The organism is Polynucleobacter sp. 35-46-11, from assembly GCF_002281105.1.
This window is the reverse complement of the sequence record NZ_NCFJ01000048.1, coordinates 1-14,078: the sequence shown is the minus strand read 5'-3', so window position 1 is coordinate 14,078 and position 14,078 is coordinate 1. Positions and strand designations below refer to the sequence as shown.

At 46.9% G+C, this 14,078-nt stretch carries 12 protein-coding genes; 9 read left to right on the top strand and 3 right to left on the bottom strand.

All coding sequences use genetic code 11. The annotated features are described in order from the left end of the window. Window positions 1-63: 63 nt before the first annotated feature. Window positions 64-642, bottom strand: coding sequence for an excisionase family DNA-binding protein (locus tag B7Y67_RS05875; RefSeq protein WP_293597827.1), 579 nt, complete (start codon window positions 640-642; stop codon window positions 64-66). A gap of 297 nt (window positions 643-939) precedes the next feature. Here B7Y67_RS05875 and B7Y67_RS05870 point away from each other — a divergent pair, with 297 nt between their 5' ends. From B7Y67_RS05870 to bamC, 9 genes are all read left to right on the top strand, one after another. Then, the gene (locus B7Y67_RS05870; protein WP_293597826.1) at window positions 940-3,798 is read left to right on the top strand and encodes a 2-oxoglutarate dehydrogenase E1 component; all 2,859 of its coding nucleotides are present in this window, start codon (window positions 940-942) and stop codon (window positions 3,796-3,798) included. 43 nt (window positions 3,799-3,841) lie between these two features. After that, window positions 3,842-5,041, top strand: a complete 1,200-nt coding sequence (gene odhB / locus B7Y67_RS05865; RefSeq protein ID WP_293597825.1) for a 2-oxoglutarate dehydrogenase complex dihydrolipoyllysine-residue succinyltransferase — start codon at window positions 3,842-3,844, stop codon at window positions 5,039-5,041. An 11-nt stretch (window positions 5,042-5,052) separates the two neighbouring features. Beyond that, on the top strand, window positions 5,053-6,489 hold the full coding sequence (lpdA, locus tag B7Y67_RS05860; protein ID WP_293597824.1) for a dihydrolipoyl dehydrogenase: 1,437 nt from the start codon (window positions 5,053-5,055) through the stop codon (window positions 6,487-6,489). Beyond that, window positions 6,490-7,593, top strand: coding sequence for a cell division protein ZapE (gene zapE, locus B7Y67_RS05855; RefSeq protein WP_293597823.1), 1,104 nt, complete (start codon window positions 6,490-6,492; stop codon window positions 7,591-7,593). A gap of 9 nt (window positions 7,594-7,602) precedes the next feature. Further along, window positions 7,603-8,451: a 3',5'-nucleoside bisphosphate phosphatase gene (locus B7Y67_RS05850; RefSeq protein WP_293597822.1), complete on the top strand. Its 849-nt coding sequence runs from the start codon at window positions 7,603-7,605 to the stop codon at window positions 8,449-8,451. A gap of 57 nt (window positions 8,452-8,508) precedes the next feature. Next, on the top strand, window positions 8,509-9,711 hold the full coding sequence (locus B7Y67_RS05845; RefSeq protein ID WP_293597821.1) for a tryptophan--tRNA ligase: 1,203 nt from the start codon (window positions 8,509-8,511) through the stop codon (window positions 9,709-9,711). 9 nt (window positions 9,712-9,720) lie between these two features. After that, window positions 9,721-10,284 (top strand): bifunctional 2-polyprenyl-6-hydroxyphenol methylase/3-demethylubiquinol 3-O-methyltransferase UbiG, encoded by a 564-nt coding sequence (locus B7Y67_RS05840; RefSeq protein WP_293597820.1) that lies wholly within the window; start codon window positions 9,721-9,723, stop codon window positions 10,282-10,284. A gap of 76 nt (window positions 10,285-10,360) precedes the next feature. Then, window positions 10,361-11,233, top strand: a complete 873-nt coding sequence (gene dapA, locus B7Y67_RS05835; protein ID WP_293597828.1) for a 4-hydroxy-tetrahydrodipicolinate synthase — start codon at window positions 10,361-10,363, stop codon at window positions 11,231-11,233. Next, window positions 11,233-12,378 carry an outer membrane protein assembly factor BamC gene (gene bamC, locus B7Y67_RS05830; RefSeq protein WP_293597819.1) on the top strand — a complete coding sequence of 382 codons (1,146 nt, stop codon included), beginning with the start codon at window positions 11,233-11,235 and terminating at the stop codon, window positions 12,376-12,378. The genes dapA and bamC overlap by 1 nt, the downstream gene beginning before the upstream one ends. Before the next feature lie 69 nt (window positions 12,379-12,447). Here bamC and B7Y67_RS05825 read toward each other — a convergent pair whose 3' ends face one another. Beyond that, the gene (locus tag B7Y67_RS05825; protein ID WP_293597818.1) at window positions 12,448-12,630 is read right to left on the bottom strand and encodes a hypothetical protein; all 183 of its coding nucleotides are present in this window, start codon (window positions 12,628-12,630) and stop codon (window positions 12,448-12,450) included. A gap of 115 nt (window positions 12,631-12,745) precedes the next feature. Further along, the gene (locus tag B7Y67_RS05820; protein WP_293597817.1) at window positions 12,746-13,972 is read right to left on the bottom strand and encodes a cupin domain-containing protein; all 1,227 of its coding nucleotides are present in this window, start codon (window positions 13,970-13,972) and stop codon (window positions 12,746-12,748) included. Window positions 13,973-14,078 lie beyond the last annotated feature (106 nt).

Here is a 14,078-nt window from a genome sequence, read left to right as displayed (position 1 = left end):
TGCCGCGGTAATGGAACGCCATGTCGCCAGCAAACCTCCAGTAGCCGATTCCGAAGCTGAAGATTAGACAGGGATTCCGGTAAACGGGTAAAAAAAAGGGACTTCTGGGTACTGCGACCTCACACCTACAGTGTTTTCATCGGCCAGACCCAGTACCCCTGGGTGAAGGCGAATAAATCCCTCATCTACTAATATAGGAATACGTTGTGTATCCTTGTTTTTACTCAAATAATGTATCAGATGAACCTGCTCAACTGGCGGTATTAGGGCATCTAGAAATATTAAGTCAGGTGCAATGGAAACTGCTTTCATGAGGCCTTCTAGGCTATCCACGGATACTTCCATTTCTACTTTTAGTTGCCAGCATTGAATAGATTCGATTAATTCATGGCTATTTTCCACTCGCCTAAATATCCCCATGGCAATACAGTTTTGAGTGGTCTTTTGTCGCATAGCCCTTTTGCGGCGAGCAAGCTGCTGATCAAGTGAGCTTGCCAGGATACGGCGGTGACCCCCACGAGTTTTCCAGGCGATTAATTCTCCCAATTCAACCATTTTCTGGACAGTGCCAAGGGACACCTGCAGTACTTTTGCGCTTTGGCGGGTGCTTAGATATTCCAAATCAGGGGTAATTGCTTTCATATGTCCTTAATCTCATTAATTCATTTGAAGATTTAGAGAATACGAATCAACTCTTGGGGAATCTGTCAGGAGCGGTTTAAATCAGAGTAGGAAAATTCTTATTCGGGACTCATATGGGCAAATACCCCCAAAAGCCCCAAAATCAGGGAAAGCCCTTTATGAATCAATGGGTAATCGTGTTAAATTAGCACCGTTGTATGAGTATTCGCACAGATCAATTCGTAAAGCGGTTTAGCCGTAGAGCGAATGGTTTTAACCACAGTTTTTATTCGGGAAACCCGATGAAAGGTGAGCATCATGATGCAGGATCAAAGAGATAACTCCTATCTCTTCGGCGGAAACGCCCCATACGTAGAGGAACTCTACGAATCCTACTTGCACGATCCGGCTTCTGTAGCTGATCATTGGCGAGACTATTTTGATAATGTGAAGCAAATTCCAGCGGTCGATGGTTCATCTAGAACTGATGTTGCTCATGGACCTATTGTTGCTTCATTTGCAGAGCGCGCGAAGCAGGGCCCCATTCGTACAGTGTCCGCCGATTCGGCCGACTCTGCCATGGGTCGCAAGCGCGTTGCCGTTCAACAGTTGATTGCGGCGTATCGTAACGTCGGTAATCGTTGGGCGGATACTGATCCGTTGAAGCGCACAGAGCGTCCAGATATTCCTGAATTAGATCCGGCCTTTTATGGCTTTGGTGATGGCGATATGGATATCGTCTTTAATACCAGCAATACCTTCTTCGGTAAAAACGAGATGACCTTGCGTGATTTATTGCAAGCATTGCGTCAAACCTACTGCGGCACTTTGGGTGCTGAGTACATGTTTATTGCTGACCAAAAGATTAAAAAGTGGTGGCAAGAGAGATTGGAATCAATTCGCTCAACCCCACATTTCAATGTAGATCAAAAGCGTCAGATTCTTGATCGCGTAACCGCGGCAGAAGGCTTGGAGCGCTACCTCCAGGCTAAGTATGTTGGTCAGAAACGCTTTTCACTCGAGGGTGGTGAAAGCTTCATCGCCTGTATGGATGAGTTAATCCGTGAGGCCGGCGCCAAGGGCGTTCAAGAAATCGTCATTGGTATGGCTCACCGCGGTCGTCTCAACGTACTGGTAAATACTTTAGGCAAGATGCCTACCGATTTATTTGCTGAGTTTGAGCACAAGGGCCCAGAGACCTTGCCTGCTGGTGATGTGAAATACCACCAAGGTTTTTCAAGCGATATTTCTACCCCGGCTGGTCCAGTGCATTTGTCATTGGCATTCAACCCATCCCATTTAGAAATCGTGAACCCAGTAGTAGAGGGTTCTGCCCGTGCCCGCATGGAGCGTCGTGGAGATATGCTGGGTGAGCAAGTGATGCCCGTACTAGTGCACGGTGATGCGGCAATCGCAGGCCAAGGAGTCATGCAAGAGACTTTGGCTATGGCTGAAGTTCGTGGCTATTCCACTGGTGGCACGATTCACATTGTGATTAATAACCAAATTGGTTTCACTACATCGGATCCACGCGATTTACGTTCAAGCTTGTATTGCACCGACATCATGAAGGTGATTGATGCGCCGGTATTACATGTGAACGGCGATGATCCTGAGGCAGTGGTGTTGGCAACGAAGTTGGCGGTTGAGTTCCGCAGCTTGTTCCACAAAGACGTTGCAATTGATATTGTTTGCTTCCGAAAACTCGGTCATAACGAGCAAGACTCTCCAGCAATGACTCAGCCTTTGATGTACAAAATCATTGCCGCTCATCCTGGCACACGCAAGCACTATGCCGATAAGTTAGAGGCTCAAGGTGTATTGCCTGCCGGCACTGGCGATTTAATGGTCAAGGAATACCGCGCCGCCATGGATGCGGGCAAGCAAACTTCTGATCCAGTGTTGAGTAACTTCAAGGGCAAGTTTGCCGTAGATTGGTCACCATTCTTAAATAAGAAATGGACTGATGAAGCCGATACCGCAATTCCATTAACTGAGTGGAAGCGCTTGGCAGAGAGAGTCTCAACAGTCCGTGAGGGTTTCCAGGTTCATCCACTCGTTGAGAAGGTGCTAAAAGATCGCGCAGCTATGGGTCGTGGTGAAACGAATATCGACTGGGGTATGGGTGAGCACATGGCTTTCGCATCCTTAGTAGCAAGTGGTTACCCGGTACGTTTGTCTGGCGAGGATAGTGGTCGCGGAACGTTTACCCATCGTCATGCGGTACTTCATAACCAGAGCCGTGAGAAATGGGATGAAGGGGTCTATATTCCCCTTCGACACATTGCTAAAGATCAAGCACCATTCTTGGTAATTGACTCGATTCTGTCAGAAGAGGCTGTGCTTGGTTTTGAATACGGCTACGCTGCAGCTGAGCCTAATACCCTGACTATCTGGGAAGCGCAGTTTGGTGACTTTGCTAACGGCGCTCAAGTAGTGATTGACCAATTTATCGCTTCAGGCGAAGTGAAGTGGGGTCGTGCAAATGGCTTGGTCATGATGTTGCCTCATGGTTACGAAGGTCAAGGACCAGAGCATTCATCTGCACGTCTTGAGCGTTTCATGCAGTTATGTGCCGACACCAATATGCAGGTGATTCAGCCAACGACTGCTGCGCAGATCTTCCATGTATTGCGTCGCCAGATGATTCGTCAGTTCCGCAAGCCGCTGATCTTGATGACACCAAAATCACTGTTACGCAATAAAGAAGCTTCTTCCCCGTTAACCGAGTTCACTAAGGGTGGTTTCCAAACGATTCTTCCAGAGCGTGATGACAGCATCGACGGTAAGAAGGTGACTCGCTTAGTAATGTGTTCCGGTAAAGTTTATTATGATCTCGCTAAAACTCGTACCGAGAAAAAACTTGAAGATGTGGCGATTATTCGTTTGGAGCAACTCTATCCGTTCCCACACAAAGCATTGACTGCTGAGTTGAAGAAGTATCCGAACCTAGAAGAGGTTGTGTGGTGTCAGGATGAGCCGCAAAACCAAGGCGCTTGGTTCTTTGTTCAGCACAATATTTTGGAGAACATGTCTGAAGGCATGAAGTTGGCATACGCAGGTCGTCCAGCATCAGCTTCACCAGCTTGTGGATATGCCCATCTCCATCAAGAACAACAGAAGTCTCTTCTTACTGCAGCATTCGCAAAACTAAAGGGTTATGTCATTACGAAGTAATCGTAGACGTTGCTCAATATACAAATACTAAATAGGATTAATCATGGCTATTTTTGAAGTTAAAGTTCCCCAGCTCTCCGAGTCAGTAGCAGAAGCTACTTTGTTGCAATGGAAAAAGAAAGTCGGCGATGCCGTTGGTCAAGATGAGATCTTGATTGAAATTGAAACCGACAAAGTAGTATTAGAAGTTCCAGCACCATCTGCTGGCGTGCTTACAGAGATCGTGATTGCTGACCGCGGTACTGTTGTAGCAGAGCAGTTGATTGCAAAGATTGATAGTACTGCAGTTGCTTCTGCAGCTCCTGTAGCTGCAGCTGCCCCAGCCCCAGCAGCTGCTCCAGCTAAAGCTGCCCCTGTAGCGAAGTCATCTGGCGCAGTTGCTGCACCTTCTGCTGCAAAAATCCTCGCAGAGAAAAATCTCGACGCTGGTCAGGTTTCTGGTTCTGGACGCGATGGCCGTATTACTAAAGGCGATGCATTAAATGCTTCTGCCGGTGGTGCAAAATCTGCTGCCTTGCCAAGTGCACCGTTGCCGATGGGTGATCGCCCAGAAGAGCGCGTGCCAATGAGCCGCTTGCGTGCTCGTATTGCTGAGCGTTTGCTTGAGTCCCAAGCAAACAATGCCATCTTGACTACATTTAATGAAGTCAACATGGCTCCAGTAATCGCTATGCGTAACAAGTACAAAGATCAGTTTGAAAAAGTCCATGGCGTGAAGCTAGGTTTCATGTCTTTCTTTGTTAAAGCTGCTACCCATGCTTTGAAGAAGTTCCCATTGTTGAATGCTTCTGTTGATGGTAATGACATCGTCTACCACGGTTACTTTGACATCGGTATTGCAGTTAGCTCACCACGTGGCTTGGTAGTTCCAATTCTGCGTGACGTTGATCAAATGAATTTGGCTGATATTGAGAAGAAGATTGCTGAGTTTGGCGTTAAGGCTCGAGAAGGCAAGTTGTCATTAGAGGATTTAACTGGCGGCACATTCTCGATCTCTAACGGTGGCGTATTTGGCTCCATGCTTTCAACTCCAATTATCAATCCTCCACAGTCTGCAATCCTAGGTATTCATGCAACTAAAGAGCGTGCAGTGGTTGAGAATGGTCAAATCGTGATTCGTCCGATTAACTACTTGGCTTTGTCATATGACCACCGCATCATTGACGGTCGTGAGGCAGTTCTAGGTCTGGTTGCTATGAAGGATGCACTGGAAGATCCTTCACGCCTCCTTCTTGATTTGTAATAAGGAAGAACATGAGCCAATCATTTGATGTATTAGTAATCGGCGGTGGCCCAGGTGGCTACATCGCCGCGATTCGTGCCGCACAATTAGGCTTCAAAGTTGCCTGTGCTGAATCGAATGCTTACGACGATCCAAAGGGTGAGGTCCGCTTAGGTGGAACTTGCTTGAACGTTGGTTGCATTCCTTCCAAAGCCCTGTTGGCCTCTTCTGAAGAATTTGAGAAGATTAGTCATCATGTTGCTGACCACGGTATCACCGTCGGATCAGTGAAACTTGACTCAGGCAAGATGATCGCTCGTAAGGATGCGATTGTGACCAAGATGACTGCTGGTATTCAGTTCTTGTTCCGCAAAAACAAAATTACTTTGCTAAAGGGGTATGCCTCTTTTGAAGGTAAGGGCGCAGACGGATATCAAGTCAAGATTGATGGCAAAGATAAAGAAGTGGTTACGGCCAAAAACGTGATCATTGCTACTGGATCAAAAGCGCGTCACTTGCCAGGTATTCCTGTCGATAACGTGTTGATTAGCGATAACGAAGGCGGCCTGAAGTTTGATTCCATTCCGAAGAAGCTTGGTGTGATTGGTGCTGGCGTAATCGGTTTAGAGTTGGGCTCTGTATGGCGCCGTGTGGGCTCTGATGTGACTATTCTTGAGGCGCTCCCAACTTTCTTGGGTGCCTGCGATCAAGGTATTGCAAAAGAGGCTCATAAGATCTTTACCAAGCAAGGCCTCAAAATGAATATGGGCGTTAAGATTGGTGAAGTGAAGGCCGACAAAAAAGGTGTAGTTGTTAATTACACTGATAGCGAAGGTAAAGCTCAGAAATTAGAGTGCGATCGTTTAATTGTTTCTGTTGGTCGCGTTCCGAATACCGAAAAACTAGGCCTCGATAAGATTGGTCTCAAAGTGGACGAGCGTGGCTTTATTCCAATTGACGATCACACTTGTGCAACCGCAGCGCCTGGTGTTTATGCAGTGGGTGACGTGGTTCGTGGACCGATGTTGGCACATAAAGCGGAAGATGAAGGTGTGCTTGTTGCTGAAACAATCGCAGGTCAAAAGCCGCACATCGATTACAACTGCATTCCTTGGGTGATCTATACCGATCCAGAAATTGCTTGGGTTGGTAGAACTGAAGAGCAGCTGAAGCAGGCTGGCATTGCATACAAAGCAGGTCAGTTCCCATTTGCTGCTAATGGTCGCGCCTTAGGCATGGATCGTGCCGATGGTTTTGTCAAAGTTTTAGCCGATGAAAAAACAGATGAAATCTTAGGCGTTCATATCATTGGCCCAAATGCTTCTGATTTAATTGCTGAAGCAGCTGTAGCAATGGAATTTAAAGCGGCAGCTGAAGATATTGCTCGTATCTGTCATCCACATCCAAGTCTATCGGAAGTGGTTCGCGAAGCAGCATTGGCGACGGATAAACGTGCGTTAAACATGTAATTGAAAGCATTAGAGTATTACCATCAAGAGTTAAAAGCGCGCGGGTATCAAAGTGATCCCGCGCAGCTTGCTGCTATTGAGCGCTTGCAGCGCTGTGAAGATGAGTGGATTGCTTATAAAGAAATTCGTAGCAATGGCTTAAAAAAGAAACTCTTTAAACCAAAACTCCCCCGAGGCGTCTATTTATGGGGTGGTGTTGGACGTGGCAAATCTTTTTTGATGGATTGCTTCTTTGCGGCATCCCCTTTGGAAAAAAAGATCCGCATTCATTTTCATGAGTTCATGCGAGAGGTTCACCGCGAGCTTCACGAGCTATCTGGTATGGCTGATCCGCTGGATGAACTATCTAAAAGAATTGCCAATAGATATCGACTCATCTGTTTTGATGAGTTTCATATCAATGACATTGCGGATGCGATGATTCTGTATCGCTTGCTCACCGCGCTGTTTGAGGATCGCGTCCAATTTGTCATGACTTCAAATTACCAACCCAGTCAGCTTTATCCAAATGGCTTGCATCGTGATCGTTTATTGCCGGCTATCAAATTACTGGAAGAGCAACTTGATGTCTTAAATGTAGATGCAGGCAATGACTATCGTCGCGTACAGATGGCTCAAGTTCAGGCTTATCTCACACCAGTTAACGCCGCAACTCACGCAATATTGATGCAAATGTTTCAGACCCTGATTGGAAATCAAAAAGAAACGATCCGCCCAGTTCTCCGTATTGAATCTCGTGAATTAAGACCCCTGCATATGGCTGAGGGAGTGGTTTGGTTTGACTTTCAGACCCTCTGCTGCGGTCCTAGGTCTCAAAATGACTATTTGGAGATAGCCAACCAGTTTCATACAGTTATTCTGTCTGGAGTACCTTATATGCCCCCTAGAATGACCAACGAAGCCCGTCGTTTTATTTGGCTGATTGACGTTCTATATGACCATAAGATCAAATTAATCATCTCTGCAGAGGTTCCTGCGGTGGATTTATATACCGAAGGCCAAATTACCAGTGAGTTCTCTAGAACGGTTTCCCGCCTGATTGAGATGCAATCCCGTGACTACCTAGATGCACCTCGCCGGGTAATTGATACCAGCTTGACCTAAAATAAGGTCATGATCAGCAATTCCAGCCTAAACGCCGATTTACACTGTCATTCCGTTGTGTCCGATGGAACCTTAACGCCTGAGCAGTTGGCTGAACGCGCCCATGCGAATGGCGTTCGTTTGTGGGCTCTAACGGATCATGATGAATTGGGTGGTCAAGAGAGGGCCCAGGCTGCCGCAAGCTCACTTGGGATGGACTACTTGTCTGGGGTCGAGATTTCAGTGACCTGGATGGGTCAGACTATTCATATCGTTGGCTTGGGAATTGATGCCGCCCATGCAGGAATTCTAGAGGGCTTGCGATTAACCCGTGAAGGTCGCGGTAATCGCGCCAAGCAAATGGCTGAGCAATTATTAAAGGCCGGCATACCTGGTGCTTATGAAGGCGCTCTCCATTTTGCTGGCAATCGGGACCTTATTTCACGTACACACTTTGCACGATTTTTAGTGGAGCAGGGCGTATGTCGGGACACTGAGCAAGTCTTTAAAAACTATTTAGTTGAAGATAAACCGGGTTACGTGCCGCACTTGTGGGCAAGCTTAGATGATGCCGTTGCTTGGATCAAAGGGGCTGGGGGTGCTGCGGTCATTGCGCATCCTGGCCGTTACAAGCTGAGTGCCATGCAGATGGATGAGCTCTATAAGCACTTCAAAGAAATCGGCGGTATGGCCATTGAGGTGATTACTGGTAGCCACAGCCCCAATCAATATCAAACCTATGGCAAGATTGCCCAGCACTATGGATTCTTAGCTTCTCGAGGCTCGGATTTTCATGATCCCGAAGAGAGTTATATTGATCTGGGCACATTGCCTCATTTGCCAGACCACTTAACCCCGGTATGGTCCCTATTTCACTAACCGATTTCTCCTATTTGCTTAATAAGTTTTAATTACCCTTAAAGAATAAAGATCAAGATGTTTGCAGAACGCGTTCTCTCTGGCATGCGACCAACTGGTAGCTTGCACCTCGGCCATTACCATGGTGTTTTAAAGAACTGGGTTCGCTTGCAGTCCGAGTATCCCTGCTACTTTTTTGTAGCAGACTGGCATGCGCTAACGACTCACTATGAAACCCCAGATGTTATTGAGCAATCCGTATGGGACATGGTGATTGACTGGTTGGCTTGTGGCGTTGATCCAAACCAAGCTACTTTATTTATTCAGAGCAAAGTGCCTGAGCATGCAGAGCTATTCTTATTGCTATCTATGGGTACTCCATTGGGCTGGTTAGAGCGGGTTCCAACCTACAAAGACCAAATCGAGAAACTCAAAGAGAAGGACTTGCAGACTTATGGTTTCTTAGGCTACCCCTTATTACAGGCTGCCGATATCCTAATGTATCGAGCGCAGTTTGTTCCGGTAGGCGAAGATCAGGTACCACACGTTGAGATGACGCGTGAAGTGGCGCGTCGTTTTAATTATCTTTATGGACGTGAACCTGGTTTTGAAGAGAAGGCGTTGGAGGCTGTTAAAAAATTGGGTAGCAAGCGTGCCAAGATGTACGCTGAATTGCGTGTCGCTTTTCAGGAGCGAGGTGATGATGAGGCACTAGAGCAAGCTAAAGCATTGCTGCAAGAGGCGCAAAGTCTTTCGATGGCTGATCGGGAAAGATTATTCGGTTTCTTAGAAGGCGCTCGCAAAATTATTCTGCCAGAGCCACAGGCTTTGTTAACCACTGCATCGCGCATGCCAGGTATTGATGGGCAGAAGATGTCTAAGTCTTACGGCAATACGATTGCCATTCGTGAAAAGCCTGAAGAGGTGATTCGCTCAATTCGTACGATGCCAACCGATCCTGCTCGGGTTCGCAGAACCGATCCAGGCGATCCTGCGCGTTGTCCCGTGTGGCAACTCCATACGGTCTATTCAAGTGAAGACACCAAAACCTGGGTTCAAAAAGAATGCCAGTCCGCAGGTATTGGCTGCTTGGAGTGTAAGCAGCCCGTGATTGATGCAATTCTTGCTGAGCAGCAACCCATGTTCGAACGTGCCCAGAAGTACTTGGATGATCCTAGCTTGTTGCGTTCCATTATTGCGGATGGCTCTGACAAGGCGCGCAAGGTTGCTCAAGAAACCATGCGCGAGGTCCGTGAATCGATGGGCTTAGCGTACGATTAAGGTCGCCCCTTGACTGCAATACATGGTGTGATCGCAGATGCCTCTCCTTGGGTAAGGCGTTTTGCCTTAACTATTCCCAGGCATGGGTTGGTTCTTGACCTTGCTTGTGGTGCTGGGCGACATACTGCTTTACTAGCTTCTTTGGGCCATCAGATTCTGGCGGTTGACCAAGATATTTCCATGGTGGAATTACTTAAAAGTGACTCTATTCAAACTCAAGAGCTAGATCTTGAGGGTTCGGACTGGCCTTTGCTGAACCAGCAGTTTTCAGCCATTGTGGTGACTAATTACCTCTACCGCCCATATTTGGATGAATTGCCCAAAATATTGGCTGAGGGTGGCGTTTTAATCTATGAAACCTTTGCCGATGGGAATGCTGAGTTTGGCAAACCATCAAACCCTAATTTCTTGCTTAAACCAGGGGAATTGCTTGCTTTGGCGCAGCGTTCAGGCCTGAAAGTGATTGTCTATGAGGATATTTACCTTGATCAGCCTAAACCAGCCATGGTTCAGCGGATTTGTGCTGTAAAAGGGCATTTAAAAGGGTACGTTCCGTTACAATTTGGTGGTTAACATTCAGATAAATCAGACACATTCAGTGACCAATACAACACAATCCCAAGCTAGTAAAAAGCCTATCGTAGGTAGCATGCCCGCCATTGTGACGCCGATGTTCGAGGATGGAAGTCTGGATTTTCCGGCCTTACGTTCCTTGTTGGATTGGCACGTTGCCGAAGGCTCTGATGGAATCGTCATTGTTGGTACGAGCGGAGAGTCACCCACAGTTTCTGTAGAGGAGCATTGTGAGCTGATTAAAGTAACCGTCGACCACATTGCTGGACGTATTCCAGTAATCGCTGGTACTGGTGGAAATTCCACTACTGAGGCAATTGAGTTAACCAATTTTGCCAAGTCGGTTGGTGCTGATGCCAGTCTTCAGGTGGTTCCTTATTACAACAAACCGACTCAAGAGGGCATGTATGCCCACTTCAAGAAAATTGCGGAGTCGGTAGATTTGCCCGTGATTCTATACAACGTTCCCGGTAGAACTGTTGCTGATCTTGCTGGTGAGACTACCGTTCGTCTAGCAGCAGTGCCAAGCATTATCGGTATCAAAGATGCTACCGGTAGCATTGAGCGTGGCACTTTATTGCTGGCCGATCTCAAGCGTGCTGGACATGAAGATTTTTCTGTATTTTCAGGCGACGATCTGAGTGCGGCAATGCTGATGCTCATGGGTGGCAAGGGTAATATTTCCGTAACGGCAAATATCGCCCCACGTTTAATGCATGAACTATGTCAAGCAGCGATGTCTGATGATGTCATTAAGACGCGCGCAATTCAATATCAATTACTGGCTGTTCATAAAGCCATGTTCACTGAGGCAAATCCGATTCCTGTGAAATGGGCTCTGCACGAAATGGGCAAAGTCACTGCGGGAATTCGTTTGCCTTTAACCCCTTTAAGCGTTGCTTTGCGTGAACCTTTGAAGACTGCAATGAAACAGGCTGGCTTACTATGATGAATCTGAAGCAACTCTTGCGCCAACATTGTGCAACCTTATTAATCCTTTCTTTTGCAAGTTTTACTTTGCTTGGATGTAAGTCTGTAGGAACAAACGATACGGTTGATTACAAGTCTGCTGGTGCTGTTCGTGGGCCTAACTTGTCTTACCCACCAGATCTCATCACTGCTCAAGCAGATCGTCGTTATATCGTTCAAGATGGCTCTGCCACGATGTCTGAATACAATGCCGCAGTAAAAAAATCTGTGCAGACTCGCAAGAATGTCATGACTGGCATTCCAGGCATGCGAATTGCTCGTGATGGTGAGCGACGCTGGTTGGTGGTTGAAAAGCCGGCCCCAGAGCTCTACCCACAAATCAAAGATTTCTGGCAAGAGAATGGTTTCCTATTGGTAATTGACTCACCATCAACCGGAATCATGGAAACAGACTGGGCTGAGAATCGCGCCAAGATTGCGCAGGACTTTATTCGCAATATTGTTGGCGGCGCCTTAGATTCGATTTATGACACTGGTGAGCGTGATAAGTACAAGACCCGTCTTGAAGTAAGTAAGCCTGGTGAAACCGAGGTTTACATTACCCAACGCGGCGCTATTGAAAAATGTACAACGGATGGTACCGGCGCCTGTATCTCCACTATTTGGACTGCCCGCCCAAATGACCCTGAGCTTGAAGCGGCATTCTTAGCTCGTTTAATGGAGCGCTTGGGCATGACGCAAGAAATGGCCAAGGCTCAGGTTGCAGTACCACTGGGCCCAAAGACGCCAAAAGCGAAGCTGGTTCAAGAAGGTGTTAATACTGCCCATATTGAAATGGCTGCAGGCTTTGATCGCGCATGGCGCGACACAGGCCTTGCTTTAGATCGTTCCAACTTTACTGTTGAAGACCGTAACCGTGCTAAGGGCGTTTACTACGTTCGCTATGTCAACCCTAAGGACTTGGGTGATACCAAAGGATTCTTCACAAACCTGTTTAGTAGTAAGGACGACTCTAGCTTGAAGGCAAAGAAGTATCTCGTAGTGGTTAAATCTACTGGTGATAATTCTTCAAGCGTTTATGTTCAAGATGCAGATGGCAAACCAGAAAATACCGCGGCTGGATTCCAACTCTTAACTTTGCTAACTGAGCAAATGGCTAGGTAAGCATTTGGACTAAAAACTTAGCTAATAAAAAAGCCGCTTTTCAGCGGCTTTTTTTCTTCAAGAAGAAGATTACTTCTTAGCGTCAGCAGCTGGAGCAGCAGCAGGTGCAGCAGGTGCAGCAGCAGGAGCGTCAGCAGCTGGAGCAGTAGCAGGTGCAGCAGGTGCAGCTTCTACAGGTTTTGCTTCTTCTTTTTTACCGCAAGCGGCCAAAGCGATTGCCAACATTGCTACGAGTGCTAGTGACTTCTTCATTTGTAATTTCCTCTTAAAAAATTATCATTAATAACCGGTTATTAGTACAAGGAAAGTACAGGGTTAGCCCCTAGGTACTTTCCAGTGTTCATTATAGCCATCTCCCAATATGGGGTTAAAAAACTAGCCAGCCAGCGTCAAAGGCTTCAAAAAGGCTATTCTTCGACCCAATTTTCCCTATAGTGCCCTTAAATTGCCTACTTGCAGCTAGCGATTGCCAAGCGGCTTGTATCAAGGTGGGTTGATTGCTAGTCATATCTTCACCATTGCAGTAAATCACGGTGCCCAAGGCTAATAGCCTTGTTTGGGGGTGCGGATGCAGAGCTTGCTTGGTAAGCTGGCGCTTAAATTCTTCGGGTGAGAGATTATTTGCCATGCCATCAAAACAGGCTTGAGGTTTTGGTTCGCTAAGATAGGCGGTTATGCCGGGAAGAAATGTCTCTACGCGATCCAGTTTTAAATCCTTTAATTTTTTAGCCACCTGCTCAATGAGTTCGTCTGGAAGCTGTTCTGAATCATGAGTTGCGCTTTGCTGGGGATCGGCAAAACGTTTTTCTAGATCAGGAATATCTTCAAGTGATTCAGCTAGACGCCAGAGGCCTTCTTGTAATAATTCTTTATAACTTTGCGCCCTAAAGCCAACGGACCAGGTTTGGCAGCCTGCATCTAGGGCAATGCCATCATGGGCAATATGGGGTGGCAGGTAAAGCATATCGCCAGGCTCTAGGTCCCACTCCTGTTCAACTTTAAAGTCCCGCAAGATCTTCAAAGGAAGATTGGGATTCAAGCTTAAATCCTTTTGTTCGGAAATACGCCAGCGCCGACGACCTGACATCTGAATTAAAAAGACATCATAAGAATCAAAGTGGGGGCCAACGCCGCCACCGAGACCGGCAATACTAATCATCAAATCATCTAAGCGTGCATTTGGAATGAAGCGAAACCAGGAAAGGACTTTGGCAGCTGCAGGATGTTTTGCCTCCATACCTTGGAGCAGAAGTGTCCAGTCCGGCATCTCGAGAGAAGGGATAGATTTTTTCTTGAATGGACCGTTCGAAAAAGTCCAAGGCTTGGATTGAATTAATCTAGGCTCAACCGAATCATCACCCGCTATTTTGTATAAATCTTCCGGGGATATTGCGCTGCCTAGAGGCTCCCCTATTTGTTTTGCAAGCTCAAAGGCGGGGATGGCACCGCGTACTAAAAGTGGCCTCTTATGCCAGTAGGATTTCATGAACTGCTGAGGGCTATTTCCACCTAGAAGAGCCCAAGGGCGACCTAGGGGGAGGTTTTGGGGCGCCTGCGGCGGATCGTAGGGCTTGCTCAAGTAAAATGCAGTCATATCAGTAAGAAGCTGTTTAAAACACAATGTTGAATGAATTACGCATGAAGATCGAAAAAAATACCGTTGTATCCCTGCGCTACAAATTAACTGATGCGCAAAACAA

Bases quoted from the DNA above. Each gene is read 5' to 3' on its own strand.
- B7Y67_RS05875 (WP_293597827.1), bottom strand. From the start codon at position 642: ATGAAAGCAATTACCCCTGATTTGGAATATCTAAGCACCCGCCAAAGC.
- odhB (WP_293597825.1), top strand. From the start codon at position 3,842: ATGGCTATTTTTGAAGTTAAAGTTCCCCAGCTCTCCGAGTCAGTAGCA.
- B7Y67_RS05845 (WP_293597821.1), top strand. From the start codon at position 8,509: ATGTTTGCAGAACGCGTTCTCTCTGGCATGCGACCAACTGGTAGCTTG.
- bamC (WP_293597819.1), top strand. From the start codon at position 11,233: ATGAATCTGAAGCAACTCTTGCGCCAACATTGTGCAACCTTATTAATC.
- B7Y67_RS05870 (WP_293597826.1), top strand. From the start codon at position 940: ATGATGCAGGATCAAAGAGATAACTCCTATCTCTTCGGCGGAAACGCC.
- B7Y67_RS05850 (WP_293597822.1), top strand. From the start codon at position 7,603: ATGATCAGCAATTCCAGCCTAAACGCCGATTTACACTGTCATTCCGTT.
- B7Y67_RS05820 (WP_293597817.1), bottom strand. From the start codon at position 13,972: ATGACTGCATTTTACTTGAGCAAGCCCTACGATCCGCCGCAGGCGCCC.
- B7Y67_RS05825 (WP_293597818.1), bottom strand. From the start codon at position 12,630: ATGAAGAAGTCACTAGCACTCGTAGCAATGTTGGCAATCGCTTTGGCC.
- dapA (WP_293597828.1), top strand. From the start codon at position 10,361: ATGCCCGCCATTGTGACGCCGATGTTCGAGGATGGAAGTCTGGATTTT.
- lpdA (WP_293597824.1), top strand. From the start codon at position 5,053: ATGAGCCAATCATTTGATGTATTAGTAATCGGCGGTGGCCCAGGTGGC.